The following is a 14,575-nucleotide window of genomic DNA, read 5'->3' as shown; positions in this document are numbered from 1 at the left end:
TAACGATGGCACCGCCCGGTCCACTTCCTGGTGACGGAACACACCGGGATGGACGGAGGTGCGGACGGTGCCCCACGACGCGCCGGGCGAAGCGCCCGACGACGAGCGGCGCTTCACCGCGATCTACGACGACTGCCGACAACGGGTGTGGGCGTACGCGGCCGCACGCGCCGGACGGCAGCTCGCCGACGAGGTGGTGAGCGAGACCTTCGCGGTGGCCTGGCGGCGGCTGCGCGACGTGCCGGACCCGCCGTTGCCATGGCTGCTGGGCGTGGCCCGCAACGTGCTGCGCGACAACCACCGGGCGCAGCGGCGGCGCGAGGAGTTCGCCCGGGAACTGCGGCACTGGACGACGGCGTCCGCGGGCGACATCGCCGACGGCGTGACCGAACGGCATGCCGTCCTGCGCGCCCTGGCCGCCCTGCCCGAGGCCGACCGCGAGGTGCTGATCCTCGTGGCCTGGCAGGGGCTGACGCCGCGCGACGCCGCCCGCGTCGTCGGCTGCTCGTCCGCCGCGCTGCGGGTGCGGCTGCACCGGGCGCGCCGCCGGTTGCGGCGCGCCGTGGAGGAGATCCCGGCCGAACGGATGCCGGTCGCGTCGCCGGCGGGACGGGCGCCGTCCCCGCTCGACCGCGCCGCGCGTCCCCCCGCGCAGATGATCAGTGAGGAGTTGTCATGAGCCGCGATGTGCTGCGCATGCTGGCCGACGCCCGGCCCGCCGAGCTGGACCCGGACGCGCCGGTCGACCCCGCCACCCGCGCCGCCGAGCTGGCGCGCGCGAAGACGGCCGACTCCCATGCCGCGCGAGCCGTGCCGCGACGCCGCATCCGTCCCATGTGGGGGCTGGGACTGGTCGGCGCCGCCACCGCCGCCGTGGTCGCCGCGACCACGCTCACCGGCACCGACACCGGCGCGGGCACCGGCCCCCGTTCCGGCTCCGGCTCCCCGACGACAACCGTGCGGCCGGGCCCGTCCGGTGCCCTCGGCACGATGGACGCCCGCACCGTCCTGCTCACCGCCGCCGAGCAGGCGGACAAGCAGACCGACAGCCTCCGCGCCTACTGGTACGTGATGACCTTGTCCCGCAGCTACATGCGGGCGACATCGCCCCAGGGCGACTACACGGTCTTGCTGCAGGACCGCTGGGAGACCTGGACGCCCAGCGCACCCCGCGGCACGCAGTGGAACCGGCACGAGTTCCTCGGCGGCCGTCCCGCCACCGAGGCCGACCGGGCCGTCTGGCAGCGCGCGGGATCGCCCTCGACCTTCCGGCTGAAGGCCACGGTCGTGAACAAGGCGAGCGGCGCCGTCCGGACCAAGGAGGCGCAGGTCGACGCGGCCCCGGGCGAGCCCCACCTGGACAGCGCGCCCGTGGTGGGCGGAAACGTGTACTGGCTCGGCCGCAACGTCTCGGTGAAAGACCTGCGGTCGCTGCCCGCCGACCCGGCGCGGCTGAAGAAGTGGCTGCTGCGCTGGTACACGGGGACCGACCCCGAGGGAGGCGGCGTGCCGATGGGCGCCGACGAGTGGCTGTTCACGGTGACGCGGGGGCTGGTCGTCGAGATGCCGGTCACGCCCGAGGTGCGCGCGGCGGCGTTCCGCATGCTCGCCAAGCTCAAGACGGTGCGCTCCGTCGGTGAGGTCACCGACGCCCAGGGCCGCACCGGCGTCGCCGTGGCCGTGACCACGAAGTCGGCCAACGGCACCCTGCAGCACCGGCTGATCGTCGACCCGGCGTCCGGCAGCGCGCTGGGCGACGAGACCATCGTGGTCAAGCCGGCGGGCGCGAACGCGCACCTGCCCGCGGGCAGCACGCTCCGGTCCACCACGGTCGTCAAGACCGCCTGGACCGACTCGGCCCCCGCCTGAACCGCGCGGCCGGCGAAGCCCAGGGCCCATGCCCCTGGGCTTTTCGCCGTGCTTCGGGAGCGTATGGCGGCGCGGCTCCTGTACGGGGGACGGTCCGTGCTCGGGGCGCGCGTGGCGTACGCGTGTAGGTACAGGTGGGATGCCGACGCCTTCGGCGGCGGTGCCGGGGAGAAGGGGGGCCGCCGGGGGGAGCGCCGGGGCTGGGACGGTCACAGGGGCCGGTATGCAGCTTGTCGTGTTCAGCGTGTGGTGCTTGAGAGGCAGTCCAGGTACAGGGGTGTGGCTCCCGTATGGGGGCGGTATGCAGCTCGCTGCGGTCAAGGCGTGTGGACGCGGGGCCATCTAGACACAGGTAGGGCGCAGGCACCTACGGAGGCGGCTCCGGAGGAGCGCCGGATTCGGGGTGGTCAGCGGTGGCGTACAGCGGCCGTTCTCGGAGCGCGCGTGGCGGATGCAGGGCCGTCCGGACGCGGGAGTGACGCGGAAGGTCGGGGGACCGCTGGGAAGCGCTGGAGTCGGGGGCCGGCTGCGGGCTGTTGGCGGCTCAGGCTGCGTGACCGGGGCATGCCGGGGTGCGGCGGGTGCGGGCCGGTGCGATGCGAGACGTCGATTGGCGCGTAATACGGAGCGGGCGGATTGGGGGTATTGCGGAGGAACGCGAATGCGGAGTCAGGGAGGGGGACGGAATTGGTCAGGCGCTGCGGACGGGGCGTTGCTGGGCGGCCCTTTGCGCGGCGCGGCGTTGGGCGGCGGCTCTGCGGGCGCGGTTGAAGCTGTCGCGGACGCGGGCGGCGCCGCGCAGGGCGGTGGCGGTGTCCCTCGTGCGGTTCGCGTAAACGGCCAGCACCTCGTGGACGGGCGGGGGCGTCTCGTCCCGGACGACCGGGGACAGCGCGGGAACGGCCGGATTGTCCGCCGCCGGAACGAGCGCGAGAGCCGTTTGGCAGTGCGGGCACCGCAACCCCGAATGGTGGTCTCTGCTCATACCCCGCATCATTCCCCGTGGGTCTGACAAATCAACTACCCGGGCTTAAAGGGTATGCGGCGCGGGAGTGAGGCCGATCTTGGGACGCGGGGGCGGATTCAGGACGCGGCGGTTTCGGCGGCGGGGCGGATGTGCACCCAGGCGTGCAGGAGAAGAAGCAGTTCGATGCGGCGGTCGGCGTCGTAGACCAGTTCGCCGAGCATCTGTTCCAGGCGGCGGATGCGGTAGCGGACGGTCTGTTCGTGCACCAGCAGCCGGTCGGCGGCGGCGACGGCGTTGTCGCGGTTCTCCATGTAGGTGAGCAGCGTTTTGACCAGGGGATCGCGCTTGTGCCGCGGCAGGGCGACGAGAGGTGCCAGCCGGTGGCGCAGCGCCACGTCGATCAGTTCCGCACTGCGGTCGGCGACCAGGGTCGGCAGGTGGTCCAGGCAGCGCACCGCCTCCTTGCCGGGCAGCACACCGCGTTCCACCAGGTCGAGGGCGTGCCGCGCCCAGCGCAGCGACAGGGCGCCCTTGGTGGGCGGCACGGTCGGGCCGATGGCGGCCTGGCAGTCGCGCACCAGGGTGGAGATCAGGCGGTCCTGTCCGGGGCCGTCCGGGTCGGGGACGATCAGGTACGGCGCGGGCGCGTGCCAGTCGGCCAGCACGGACGGAGGCAGCACCGGCGGGGTGAATTCGGGCGGCGTGCGCACCGCGACGGCCGCCAGGGTGCGCGACGGCGTCCAGCACGCGGAGCGGGCCAGCTCGGCGAGGGCCTCGCGGCTGGCGGGCGGGTCGGCGACCAGCAGGTCGCGCAGCCGCCGGCGGGACCGTTCCCGCTCGCCGGTCGGCTCCCCACGCGCGCCCGCATAGCCGCGGGCGGCGGCCTCGGCGATCTTCTCCAGGAACATGAACAGCGACTCGGTGATGTGCCCGAGGACGTCCAGCGGCCAGTCCAGGCGCCGGGCGTCGCGGATGAAGCGGCGGCAGGCGACCTGCCCGCTCACCCGGATGGCGGTCTGCAGGCCGTCCAGGCCGCGCCCCAGGCGGGCCTCGTACCGGCCGATGCCCTCGAAGATCGTCACGACGGCGTCCAAGTCCTGGTCCGGGTTGCCGATGGCATCGACGAAGTGCTGCACGGCCTGCCGGATCTGGCGCCGCATACGCTGCCCGTAGGGGCTCTCGGGCGGACGCGCGTACTCGGGGACCAGGTTTTCGATCTCCCGGACCATCTCCTCCACGGCGGCGGTGAGGTGGGGCCGTAGCGGGGCGGCCATGTCGGCCGGGAGTTTCGAGACGGGCAGTTCGGCGGCGGACGTGTGCGGGAACGGCTGAGCCACTGGACCTCCCTAGGACGGTCAGTCCCGTCTGCCACTTGTTCACGGGCATCCCAGGATTGACGCTCGGTCCGCCGCGCTATAGAGCCGAAGTGACGATTTCATGCCGCCCGGTTGTCACCTGACTCACAACACGTCGCACTGTGCGGCGGCGGGTCATGCCGTGGACGGAGGCGGCCTCGCCAGCAAGAACCCAGGTCAGCAGGGTGCAGGCGGCCAACGTTGGGCAGCTTCGCAGCGGCTGCGAGATCTTCGCATCATGTGACGTCGGGTGAGCGTTCGGTGCCGCCGCGGGTATCACCCCTTCCCGATTCGCGGCAGTTATCGGGGCTTTCGCAATTCTTACGAAAGTCGCGGCCTCCGGCGCGATAACGGGACCCGCCGGTCGCCCCGGACGGGGGCGTTCGGCGGACGCGCAGGGCGTGGTCAGCCGATTCCCAGGAATCTCTCAGGTTCGTGCCGGGACGTCTCCCAGACGGACCTGCTTGGCTGTGCCGCATGCGAAGGAACACCAAGACTCTTATCGCGGGCGCCGGTGCCGCGGGTGTGCTCGGCCTCGGGCTGTTCGTGGCCGTCCCCGCGGTCGCCGATCCGTCCCCCGCGCCTTCGACCTCGGCGTCGCCGGAGAAGGGCGACCGGAACCAGTGGAAGCGGCAGCCGCACCGCTGGGCGGCGCGCGGCGGGCGGGGCGTGCACGGCGAGGCGACCGTGCGGCGTGACGGCGGGTTCCGCGTCGTCACCTGGCAGCGCGGCGAGGTGACCGGACGGTCCGGCGCGGTCGTGACGGTGCGCAGCGCCGACGGCGCCTCCTGGCAGTGGACGACCAACGACAAGACCCGTTTCCGCAGGGACGGCGAGAAGTCCCAGCTGTCGGAGGTGAAGAACGGCGACCAGGTGATCGTCGTGGGCGAGCGCACCGGCGCCACCCGCACGGCGGTGGCGTTCCGGGTGCCGAAGGACTGAGTCAGCCGTCGTCCGGATCGAGACGTCTGGATAGGGACGTCCGGATCGGGACGGCCCGATCCGGCGTCCTGCAGTAACGTCGGGCGGCGGGCGGCGGCATCGGCCCGGTGCGGGCGGCGTCGCCGCCGTGAACGGCCTGCGGCGTACCAGGGGAGCCCATGAGCGACGACCGGCGGGTGCTGGTGGTGGAGGACGAGGCCAACATCCGCGACCTGATCGAGACCGCGCTGCGCTTCCACGGGTTCCAGACCGTCGCGGCGCGCACCGGGGCCGAGGCGCTGCGCGCCGTCCGCCCGCCTGCCGGCGACCGCCGCCCCGACCTGATCCTGCTGGACGTCCTGCTGCCGGACATCGACGGGTTCGAGGTGTGCCGGCGCCTGCGCGCCGCCGGCGACGACACCCCGGTGATCTTCCTGACCGCGCGGGACACGCCGTCCGACACCGTCACCGGCCTCACCCTCGGCGGAGACGACTACGTCACCAAGCCGTTCTCGATCGACGCGCTGGTGGCGCGGATCCGGGCGGTGCTGCGCCGCGCCGCCCCCGCGGCTACCGCGCCTCCTCCGGCGGAGGACGGGCAGGTGCTGCGGGTCGCCGACCTGGAACTGGACGAGGCGCACTGGACGGTGCGCCGCGCCGGGGTCGAGGTCGAACTGTCGCCCACCGAGTTCCGGCTGCTGGCGTACCTGATGCGCAACCCCGGGCGGGTGCTCACCCGGGCGCAGCTGCTGGAGAACGTGTGGGGCTGGGGCCGGGACGGCAACCCCCAGGTCGTCGAGACCTACATCAGCTACCTGCGGCGCAAACTGGACCCGCTGGGCCCGCCGCTCATCCACACCCGGCGCGGGGTGGGATACGCGCTGCGGCCATGACGCTCAACGCCCGGCTCATGACCGGACTGCTCGGCGTCACGCTGGCCGGGCTCCTCGTCATGTGCGGGGTGAGCGGGTTCGTCCTGCACACGTACCTGATGAACCGGGTGGACGGGCAGCTGCAGGCCACCCGCGACCGGGCGGCGATCCGGATCTTCCGGCCCGGGCTGCCCGGGGAGGGCGTCGCGCCGCCCCGGTTCGTCGTGCTGAACGTCAACCCGGCCGGCCGGGTGCGGGTGCTCAGCGGGGACGACCCCGATCCCCTCCCGGCGGTCCGCGCGGTGGGCGGCCTGGGGCATGCGGAGCTGCGCGCGCGGGCGGCGTCGCTGGAGCCGTTCTCGCTGCCGGGGCTGCGCGCGGTGGCCCGCGAGACGCGCAACGGCAACGTGGTCGTCGTGGCGGCGCCGCTGGACGAAATCCGCGCGGCCGTGCGCAACCTGGTCGCCGCGGAGCTGGTCACGACGGCCGTGCTGGTCGCGGCGCTGGCCCTGGCCGGACGCCGCCTGATCGGCCGGGGACTGCTGCCGCTGAGCCGGATGGCCGCCACCGCCCAGGCGATCGCGTCCGGCGGCGACCTGCGGGCCCGCATGCCCGGCCCCGGACCGGCCACCGAGGCGTCCCGGCTCGCCGCCGCGATCAACGTGATGCTCGACCGGATCGAGCAGGCGTTCTGGGCGCGCGCCCGCTCTGAGGCGCGGGTGCGGGAGTTCGCCGCGGACGCCTCCCATGAGCTGCGCACCCCCCTCACCACCATCCAGGGGTACGCGGAGCTGTACCGGCACGGCGCCCTCGGCCCCGACGAGCTGCCGGACGCGATGCGGCGGATCGAGGACGAGGCGCGCCGCATGAGCGCCCTGGTCGGCGACCTGCTGGAGCTGGCCCGGCTGGACCGCGACGCGTCCCTGCGCCCCGCCCGCGTCGACGTGGTGGCGCTGGCCCGGGACGCCGTCGCCGACGCCTCGGCCGCGGGCCCCGACCATCCGGTCACCCTGGAGGCGCCGGACGAGCTGGTCGCGACGGTGGATCAGGCCCGGGTGCGGCAGATCCTGGCGAACCTGCTGGCCAACGTCCGCACCCACACCCCGCCCGGGACCGCCGTCACGGTACGGCTCCGCCGCGACCCCGGCGGCCTCCTGGTCGAGGTCGCCGACCAGGGCCCCGGCATGGCACCGGAGGACGCCGCCCGCGCCTTCGAACGCTTCCACCGCGCCGGGGACGGCTCGTCCGGCACCGGGCTCGGCCTGCCGATCGTCGCCGCCATCGCCGCCGCCCACGGAGGACGCGCCCAGCTCCTCTCCAAACCCGGCCGCGGAACCGTCGTCAGCGTGGCGCTGCGCGACCTGTCTTGACTTCCTCCCCCGCCTGAAGGCGGGGGGTTCCAACCGTCGCCGGTCGGCCTTCCTGCTTCACAGCCGGTCGCCTCGCCCGAGAGGACTCCCGTTTGAGGTCTTACACCAGCTCCACAGGCGTTTCAGCTCTCCGCCAGCCCAGCGGCGAGCACATTCTGGGCCGCGTTCACATCGCGGTCGTGGACCGCGCCGCAGGCGCACTCCCACATCCGAACGTCCAGCGGCATCGCATCCTGCACGGTGCCGCACGCCGAGCACAGCTTGGACGACGGGTACCAGCGGTCCACCATCAGCAGTTGGCGCCCGTACCAGGCGCACTTGTACTCCAGCATCGACCGCAGCTCACGCCACGCCGCGTCGGAGATCGCACGGGCCAGGCGGTGGTTGCGGACCATGGTGCGCACGGCCAAATTCTCGATCACGACCGTTTGGTTCTCACGGACGAGCCGAGTCGACAGCTTGTGCAAAAAGTCGCGGCGCCGGTCGGCGATGCGGGCGTACACCTTGGCGACCCGCCGCCGGGCCTTCTCCCGGTTCGCGCTGCCCTCGGCCTTGCGGGACAGGGCACGCTGCGCCCTGGCGAGCCTGCGCCGATCGCGGCGTTCGTGCCGGGGGTTGGTGATCTTCTCCCCGGTGGAGAGGGTTACCAGCGCCGTGACCCCGGCATCCACCCCCACAGCCGACCCGACCGGGGCCAGCGGGCGGATCTTCTCCTCGACCAGAAGGGACACGAACCAGCGCCCGGCCGCATCCCGGCTCACGGTCACCGTGGACGGCTCGGCCCCCTCCGGGAGGGGACGAGACCACACGATGCGCAAGGGCTCGCGCATCTTGGCCAGGGTGAGCCGACCGTCCCGCCAGCGGAACGCCGAGCGGGTGTACTCCGCCGACGCCCGCGACTTCTTCTTGCTCTTGAACGTGGGGTATTCGGCCCGCTTGGCGAAGAAGTTCGCAAACGCCGCCTGCAGGTGCCGCAGCGCCTGCTGCAACGGCACGCTGGACACGTCGCCCAAAAACGCCAGTTCCTGGGTGCGCTTCCACCGGGTGAGCATCGCGGAGGTCTCGGCGTAGGAGACGCGGCGCTGCTCGGCATGCCAGGCGCGGGTGCGTTCCTCCAGGGCCTTGTTGTAGACCAGGCGGACGCAGCCGAACGTTTTGAGCAGTTCTTCGGCCTGCTCGAGGGTCGGGTAGAAGCGGTACTTGTACGCCCGCTTCACGATCTGCGCCACGATCTCGCACGGTACCGCAAGATCACCTAAGTTTCGTTCGCTTGTTCGATAGGGCGATTCACCTGGCGGCCAATCGCCTGCCCCTGTCCTGCTCCGCAGGGGTCCGATTCCTTCCCCGCCTGAAGGCGGGGGTCTCCTCGGAGGTTTCCGATGACGTTCACGACGTGAAGGCGCGGCGCCACAGGCGGCACCCGTCCACGAACGCGGACAGCTCCTCGCGTGCGAATCGCTCCACATCCCACTCGTGGGGCTCGGTGGACGCCTTCCACACGTACGCCCGGGCGCGTCGCCCCGTCGTCCAGGGGGATGAGGACGGGGTCGTAGCCGTCGCCTTCGAAGGCGTCCAGCAGGCGGCGTTCGTCCTCGGTGAGATCGGTCATCACCAGCCCCCGGGCCACACCATCCGGGTCGGCCACGAGCCCCGGGTACACCTTCCCCGGCAGGGCCCGCACACTCCACCCCGTCGCCGTCGCCGGACGCATGTCCGGCACCCGCCCCAACAGAACACGCAGAACCTCAGGAAAACGCAACGTGCCGTAAACGAACAACCCCTCCATGCCCGCGCAGCGTACGCCCCTCCCCAAGCAAGCACCGGCCCCGCTCGAAGGCGCACCAGTGACAAGGACGTCAAACGATCGTCCTTCCGGCAGTTGATCGGTCAGGTGCTCCTCCGCGCCGCTTACGCGTAGTGAAGTCCGCAGACCAGACGAAGCCCGAACCAGCAGGTGAGATCTTCATCGACCGGAAAACCATGTCGGAGTTCGCCTATAGCATCTGATCAAAGGCAGTCGGCCGGGGGACCGGCTGGGCGCACGGCGGCGAGCGAGGGTGGAATGCTCGAAGGTCGGTGGACGACGGTCACAGAGTCCCAGTTCGAGCACGAGCGGCGAGGGCTGGAGGCCATTCGCGAACGCCTGCCGGACGCCGACCCCTGGCGAGCCTGGTCCAACTTCACTTTCACCGCCAACACCGGCCATGTCCGGGAAGTGGACCTGCTCGTCATCACGCCCGGCGGCGTCTTCATGATCGATCTGAAGGATTGGCACGGCCGCCTCACCACCGAGAACGGCACCTGGGTGCAGACGACGCCCACCGGCCGCCGGATCCTGCACGGCAACCCGCTGCACCTGGTCACCCAGAAGGCGCGGGAACTCGCCGGGCTGCTGGCCCAGAGCGGCGAACGCGTCTGGGTGGGGGCCGCGGTCTGCTTCACCGACTCCTCGCTGAAGGTCCAGTTGCCGCCGGGCGACCAGCACGGCGTCCACACCATCGACCAACTCCTGCAGATGCTCCGCCGTCCCCCGAACGACGAGCGCCGGCGGATCACCGGCCCCCGCTCGCGGGCGATCAAGGCGGCGCTGGAGCGGGTGGGCATCCGCCGCAGCGAGGCGGAGTTCAAGGTGGGCCCGTACCTGCTGGAACGGCGCGCATTCGACACCGGCCCGACGTGGGCGGACTACCTGGCCCGGCACAGTGAGTTGAACGAGATGGCGCGCGTCCGGATCTACCTGAGCGAGCGGGGCTCCGACGCCTCCATCCGCCGCTCGGTGGAGAACGCCGCCCGCCGCGAGGCCGCCGTCCTGCAGCGGTTCCGCCACCCCGGCGTCATCCAGCTCAGGCAGTACGACCCGTCCGGCCACTCCGCCGGCCCCGCCCTGATCTTCGACTACCATCCCGAGACCCTGCGGCTGGACGAGTATCTCGTCCGCTACGGCGACAAGCTCGGCATCCTCGACCGGATCGCGCTGGTCCGGCAACTCGCCGAGACGGTCCGTTCCGCTCATTCCAGCCGGATCCACCATCGCGCCCTGGCCGCCCGCTCCGTACACGTGATCCCTCGTCCGCGCCGCGGCGGTGATCCGTCCGGCGATGAGGACGCCCGCTGGCTCGCCCCGACGCTGCAGATCTCCGACTGGCAGATAGCCACCCAGCGGGCCGGCACGGCGGGCGCCAGCCGCTTCGCCCCGACCCGGCTGTCGGCGATCCACATCTCCGACGGCTCCGACGCGTATCTGGCTCCCGAACTCACGGCGCCCAATCCGGACGCGGTCGCCCTCGACGTCTACGGTCTCGGGGTCCTGACCTTCCTGCTGGTGACGGGCAAGCCTCCTGGCGCGACCCAGACCGAGGTGCTGGCCCGCCTGGAGGAGGGCGAGGGCCTGCGCCCCAGCGGGATCGTCGACGGCCTGTCGGAGGACATCGACGACCTGGTGCAGGCCGCCACCGCCTACCGCCCGGAGCGGCGGCTCGCGACGGTGGACGAGTTCCTGGAGATGCTGGAGTTCGTCGAGGATGCGCTGACCGCCCCGGCCACCAGCACCGATCCGGGGTCGGCGGCCGTCCCGGAGAAGGATCCGCTGGAGGCCGTCCCCGGCGATGTGCTCGCGGGGCGCTGGGAGGTGCGGCGGCGGCTGGGCACCGGCTCCACCAGCCGCGCCTTCCTCGTCCGCGACCTGCAGGCCGATCCGGCGGCGCGCAACGGCCGGGCGCTGGCCGTCCTCAAGGTCGCCCTGTCGGACGCGCGGGCCCAGATCCTTGTCCGCGAAGCCGAGGTCATGCGGCGGTTGCGCGCCGACTCCCGCGTGATCCGCCTGGTCGAGCCGGAGCCACTGACCATCGGCGGCCGCACCGTGCTCGCCTTGGAGTACGTCGGCGACGAACGGGTCACCGACGAGCAGTCCGGCCCGGGCACCCGGCACCGCCAGGAGACTGTGGCCCGCGAGCTGCGCGAACGCGGACGCCTTCAGATCGACCAGCTGGAAGCGTACGGCGACTACCTGTTCGGCGCCGTCGACTTCCTGGAGGGCGAGGGAGTCTGGCACCGCGACATCAAGCCCGACAACATCGCGATCCGGATCCGCCCCAACCGCACCCGCGAACTCGTCCTGATCGACTTCTCACTGGCCGGCTACCCGGTGCAGGAGACCGACGCGGGCACCGAAGGCTACCTCGACCCGTTCATCGGCGGCCTGACCCGTTCGGTGTACGACGCGCACGCCGAGCGGTATGCGCTCGCGGTCACCCTGCACCAGATGGCGTCGGGCGAACTGCCCAAGTGGGGCGACGGCAAGGTGTCGCCGCGGCAGCTCGACCCGGACGAATGGCCCTACCCCACCATCGCGGCCGACGCGTTCGACCCGGCCATCCGCGACGCCCTGGTCGCGTTCTTCCGCAAGGCCCTGCACCGTGACGCCGCCCAGCGGTTCCCCGAGCTCAAGCCGATGCGGGACGCCTGGAAGAAGATCTTTCTGGACCTCGCCGAGACCGCCCCGTCCACCATCCCGGGGAGCCGGCATCCCCGCCCCGCGTCCACGGCCGGGACGCCCGGCATCGCCGAAGCCGAACCCGAGACCGCGCAGCGGCAGCGCGAACTGCTCGCCGCGCAGGCCACCCGGGAGACGCACCTGTCGGCCGCCGGGCTCACCCCGGCCGCCGAGTCCTTCCTCTACAGCCTCGGCATCACGACCGTGGGCGAACTGCTGGACTACAGTCGGCGGAACCTCGTCAACGGACCCGGCCTCGGCCCCAAGACCCGCACCGAGATCCAGAAGCGGCAGCGCGAATGGGCCGAGCGTCTCGGCCGCGCTCCCCGGTCTCCGATCACTCGCGAAGGCCGCAAGGCCGTGGCGGGCGAGTTGCAGCAGATCAGCGCGGCCGAGACGGCAATGGCCGGCTCCCTGGCGACGGGGGAGCACGCGGACGGGCTATCAGCGCGCGTGCTGCGCACCGTCAGCCTTGACGCGCTGGCCACCCTGCTGGTGCCGAAGCTGCGGGCGGACGGTTCGAACCGCAACGAGGTCGAGATCGTACGGCGGCTGCTGCGGCTGCCCGACGAGACCGGCGCGCTGCCCGACATCCCGGTGTGGCCGACTCAGGCGAAGGTGGCCGAGCCGCTGGACATCACCCGGGGCCGGGTCCCGCAGGTCCTCAAGGAGCAGCGCAAACGCTGGCGAAAGCTCGCCGCCGTCCAGGAACTGCGCCAGGAGATCCTGGAGCTGCTGGCCGGGTTCGGCCGCGTCGCGTCCGCCGTCGAGATCGCCGAAGTGCTTACCGTCAGCCGCGGCACCGAATTCCAGGACCCCGTCCTGCGCCGCGCGCTGGGCCTGGCCGCCGTGCGGGCCGTGGTCGAGGCGGAGCAGTACGTCCCGGAGGAGAGCGCGTTCCGCCACACGCCCAACCGGGACGACAAGGGCGATGCGGCCAACGGCGGCCTGCTGGCACTGGAGGTCGGCGAGGACGACGGCCCCGACACCCCTTCGGCCCCCGGCCTGCTCGACTACGCCGTGCGTCTGGGACGGGTCGCCGACCGCCTCGCCCGCCTGGACACGCTGCCCACGGCCGCGACCGTCCTCGCCGAGCTCGGTGCGATCAGTCCGCCGCCCGGCACGATCGACTGGGACGAGCGCCGCACCGTCGAGATCGCCGTCGCCGCCGCCAAGAACGCCGCCGCCACGCCCCGCCTGGAAATCTATCCCCGGGACCTGCCTTTGGTGCGGGCGCTGCGGCTCACCCAAGCGGGTCTCGTCCCGCTGATCCCCGGACTCCCGGAGGAGCACCAGCCCGGCCTGACCGCCGAGGACATCCACGCCCGGGTCCTGACGCGGTTCCCCCGCTTCAACGACAGCGGCGACCGCCTGCCTACCGGAGGCGCGCTGACCCGGGCCCTGCGCGAGGCCGGGTTCGACCTCACCCTGTCCGAACGCAAGGACACCGGCACCCGCCGCTACCTGCCGACCGGCCTGGACATCGTCTCCAGTTATGTCACCGCCCTGGCCGACCGCCGCTCCACCCGCAAGAGCGGCGCGGCACGCTACTCGGACAACCCGCTGTTGGCGGCCGCCGTCGAGGCAGAGGAACGCCTGGAGGCGTCGGTCCAGCGCGACGGCTTCCGGGTGCTGACCGTTCGCGCGGGATTGAGCCTGCAGGCGGTGGCCGAACTGTCGGGCGCGCGGTTCGGCGCCGAGCCGCTGTCGGTGACGGCGCTGTTCCTGCGCGTCCTGCACGAACTCGTGCCGCCCGGCACCAAGCCGACCTGGCAGACGATCCTGCGCGCCGACGCCGCCGAGCCCGGCAGCAGGGCCGCGATGAAGCTCAGCGAGTACACCCGCACGGCGTGGGGACGCATGGAGCCGATCATCCGCGAACGGATGGCGTCGGGCACCGGCCCGCTGCTGCTGACCGAGACCACGGCCTTCGCCCGCTACCAGGCCATGGGCACGCTGAACTCGCTGGCCGCCGCGGCCCGGATGGGGGGACGGGGCCTGTGGCTGCTGTGCCCGCAGGCCGACCCGTTCCGCGAGCCGCGTCTCGCCACGGTGGCCGTCCCCTATCAGGACGCGCTCGGCGAGTGGATCAAACTCCCCGACTCCTGGATCAACAACATCCACCGCGCCGCCTGAGTCGCCGAACCCGCCCACCGACGCGAACGAGCCCCCGGCCGCACCAGGCCGAGGGCTCGCGCAACGTCAGGGACAGGTCAGGTCAGATCGTGCTCTCCGCTCCGCACCCGGCGCGCGAACGCTCGCCAGTCGTCGGAGCCGAACACCAGGTGGGGTCCGACGGGGGCCTTGGAGTCCCGTACGCCAATGTCCCCGCCGAGCCGCGCGACCTCTACGCAGTCACTGTGGCCGGACGTGCTTCCGCTGTGGCTGACTTGCGCCAGTTAGGTGCCATGTCAGCACCTCCTCACTCTGGGAGGAGCGCAGTTGAGGCGTCGGTGTGGGGGATCAGGTCAGGTCGTGGTGTCCGTTGCGGATGCGCTGGGTGAACGTGCGCCAGTCGTCGGGGTTGAACTCCAGGTGGGGTCCGTTGGGGTCCTTCGGGTCACGTCCAGCGGAGTGGTGTATGAGTCGGCCTCCGCGTGATCTGTTTCTGCAGGTTAAGCAGTGATCGCCTGCTGGTCGGTCCCGTCCCCGCAAGGACCGCCGTCAATCACCCGCAGTCTGGCTTTGGCGAGGAACTCCAGGCCCATGTAGCGGCGGCCCTCGGTCCA

At 72.3% G+C, this 14,575-nt stretch carries 11 protein-coding genes and 1 pseudogene; 6 read left to right on the top strand and 6 right to left on the bottom strand.

Features of this window, described 5'->3' with window-relative positions; all coding sequences use genetic code 11:
- Positions 1 to 67 precede the first annotated feature (67 nt).
- Together QSK22_RS31600 and QSK22_RS31595 are read left to right on the top strand one after the other, a co-directional pair.
- Positions 68 to 679 carry an RNA polymerase sigma factor gene (locus QSK22_RS31600; protein WP_285498144.1) on the top strand — a complete coding sequence of 204 codons (612 nt, stop codon included), beginning with the start codon at positions 68 to 70 and terminating at the stop codon, positions 677 to 679.
- Positions 676 to 1,869: a CU044_5270 family protein gene (locus QSK22_RS31595; RefSeq protein ID WP_285498143.1), complete on the top strand. Its 1,194-nt coding sequence runs from the start codon at positions 676 to 678 to the stop codon at positions 1,867 to 1,869. The genes QSK22_RS31600 and QSK22_RS31595 overlap by 4 nt, the downstream gene beginning before the upstream one ends.
- A 691-nt stretch (positions 1,870 to 2,560) precedes the next feature.
- Here QSK22_RS31595 and QSK22_RS31590 read toward each other — a convergent pair.
- Together QSK22_RS31590 and QSK22_RS31585 are read right to left on the bottom strand one after the other, a co-directional pair.
- A complete protein-coding gene (locus QSK22_RS31590) occupies positions 2,561 to 2,854 on the bottom strand; it encodes a hypothetical protein (protein ID WP_285498142.1) in 294 nt (97 codons plus the stop codon).
- Positions 2,855 to 2,952: 98 nt separating this feature from the next.
- Positions 2,953 to 4,173, bottom strand: coding sequence for a PucR family transcriptional regulator (locus tag QSK22_RS31585; protein WP_285498141.1), 1,221 nt, complete (start codon positions 4,171 to 4,173; stop codon positions 2,953 to 2,955).
- A 495-nt stretch (positions 4,174 to 4,668) separates the two neighbouring features.
- Here QSK22_RS31585 and QSK22_RS31580 point away from each other — a divergent pair, with 495 nt between their 5' ends.
- The 3 genes from QSK22_RS31580 to QSK22_RS31570 all read left to right on the top strand — a co-directional run bounded on the left by QSK22_RS31580 (position 4,669) and on the right by QSK22_RS31570 (position 7,354).
- Positions 4,669 to 5,133 (top strand): hypothetical protein, encoded by a 465-nt coding sequence (locus QSK22_RS31580; RefSeq protein ID WP_285498140.1) that lies wholly within the window; start codon positions 4,669 to 4,671, stop codon positions 5,131 to 5,133.
- A gap of 158 nt (positions 5,134 to 5,291) precedes the next feature.
- On the top strand, positions 5,292 to 6,005 hold the full coding sequence (locus QSK22_RS31575; RefSeq protein ID WP_285498139.1) for a response regulator transcription factor: 714 nt from the start codon (positions 5,292 to 5,294) through the stop codon (positions 6,003 to 6,005).
- Entirely contained in the window at positions 6,002 to 7,354 is a 1,353-nt protein-coding gene (locus tag QSK22_RS31570) for a sensor histidine kinase (RefSeq protein ID WP_285498138.1), read from the top strand. Before QSK22_RS31575 ends, QSK22_RS31570 begins: the two co-directional genes overlap by 4 nt.
- On the opposite strand, the pseudogene QSK22_RS31565 reads toward QSK22_RS31570, so the two are convergent.
- Both QSK22_RS31565 and QSK22_RS33925 read right to left on the bottom strand, forming a co-directional pair.
- Positions 7,326 to 8,583: pseudogene (locus QSK22_RS31565) on the bottom strand (RNA-guided endonuclease InsQ/TnpB family protein). The gene QSK22_RS31570 and the pseudogene QSK22_RS31565 overlap by 29 nt on opposite strands.
- Before the next feature lie 26 nt (positions 8,584 to 8,609).
- Entirely contained in the window at positions 8,610 to 9,140 is a 531-nt protein-coding gene (locus tag QSK22_RS33925) for a gamma-glutamylcyclotransferase family protein (protein WP_352231508.1), read from the bottom strand.
- Between the two features lie 276 nt (positions 9,141 to 9,416).
- Here QSK22_RS33925 and pglW point away from each other — a divergent pair, with 276 nt between their 5' ends.
- On the top strand, positions 9,417 to 13,982 hold the full coding sequence (pglW, locus tag QSK22_RS31560; RefSeq protein WP_285498137.1) for a BREX system serine/threonine kinase PglW: 4,566 nt from the start codon (positions 9,417 to 9,419) through the stop codon (positions 13,980 to 13,982).
- Between the two features lie 77 nt (positions 13,983 to 14,059).
- On the opposite strand, the gene QSK22_RS34105 is transcribed toward pglW, so the two are convergent.
- Positions 14,060 to 14,245, bottom strand: a complete 186-nt coding sequence (locus tag QSK22_RS34105) for a DUF397 domain-containing protein (RefSeq protein WP_285498159.1) — start codon at positions 14,243 to 14,245, stop codon at positions 14,060 to 14,062.
- A gap of 64 nt (positions 14,246 to 14,309) precedes the next feature.
- Positions 14,310 to 14,501: a DUF397 domain-containing protein gene (locus QSK22_RS33915; protein WP_352231507.1), complete on the bottom strand. Its 192-nt coding sequence runs from the start codon at positions 14,499 to 14,501 to the stop codon at positions 14,310 to 14,312.
- Positions 14,502 to 14,575: the final 74 nt, after the last annotated feature.

Origin of the sequence: Actinomadura sp. NBRC 104425 (genome assembly GCF_030269545.1) — a bacterium.
Classification (GTDB): domain Bacteria; phylum Actinomycetota; class Actinomycetes; order Streptosporangiales; family Streptosporangiaceae; genus Spirillospora; species Spirillospora keratinilytica.
Note: the sequence above shows the minus strand (reverse complement) of the source record. Positions and strands in the feature narration are given on the sequence as shown.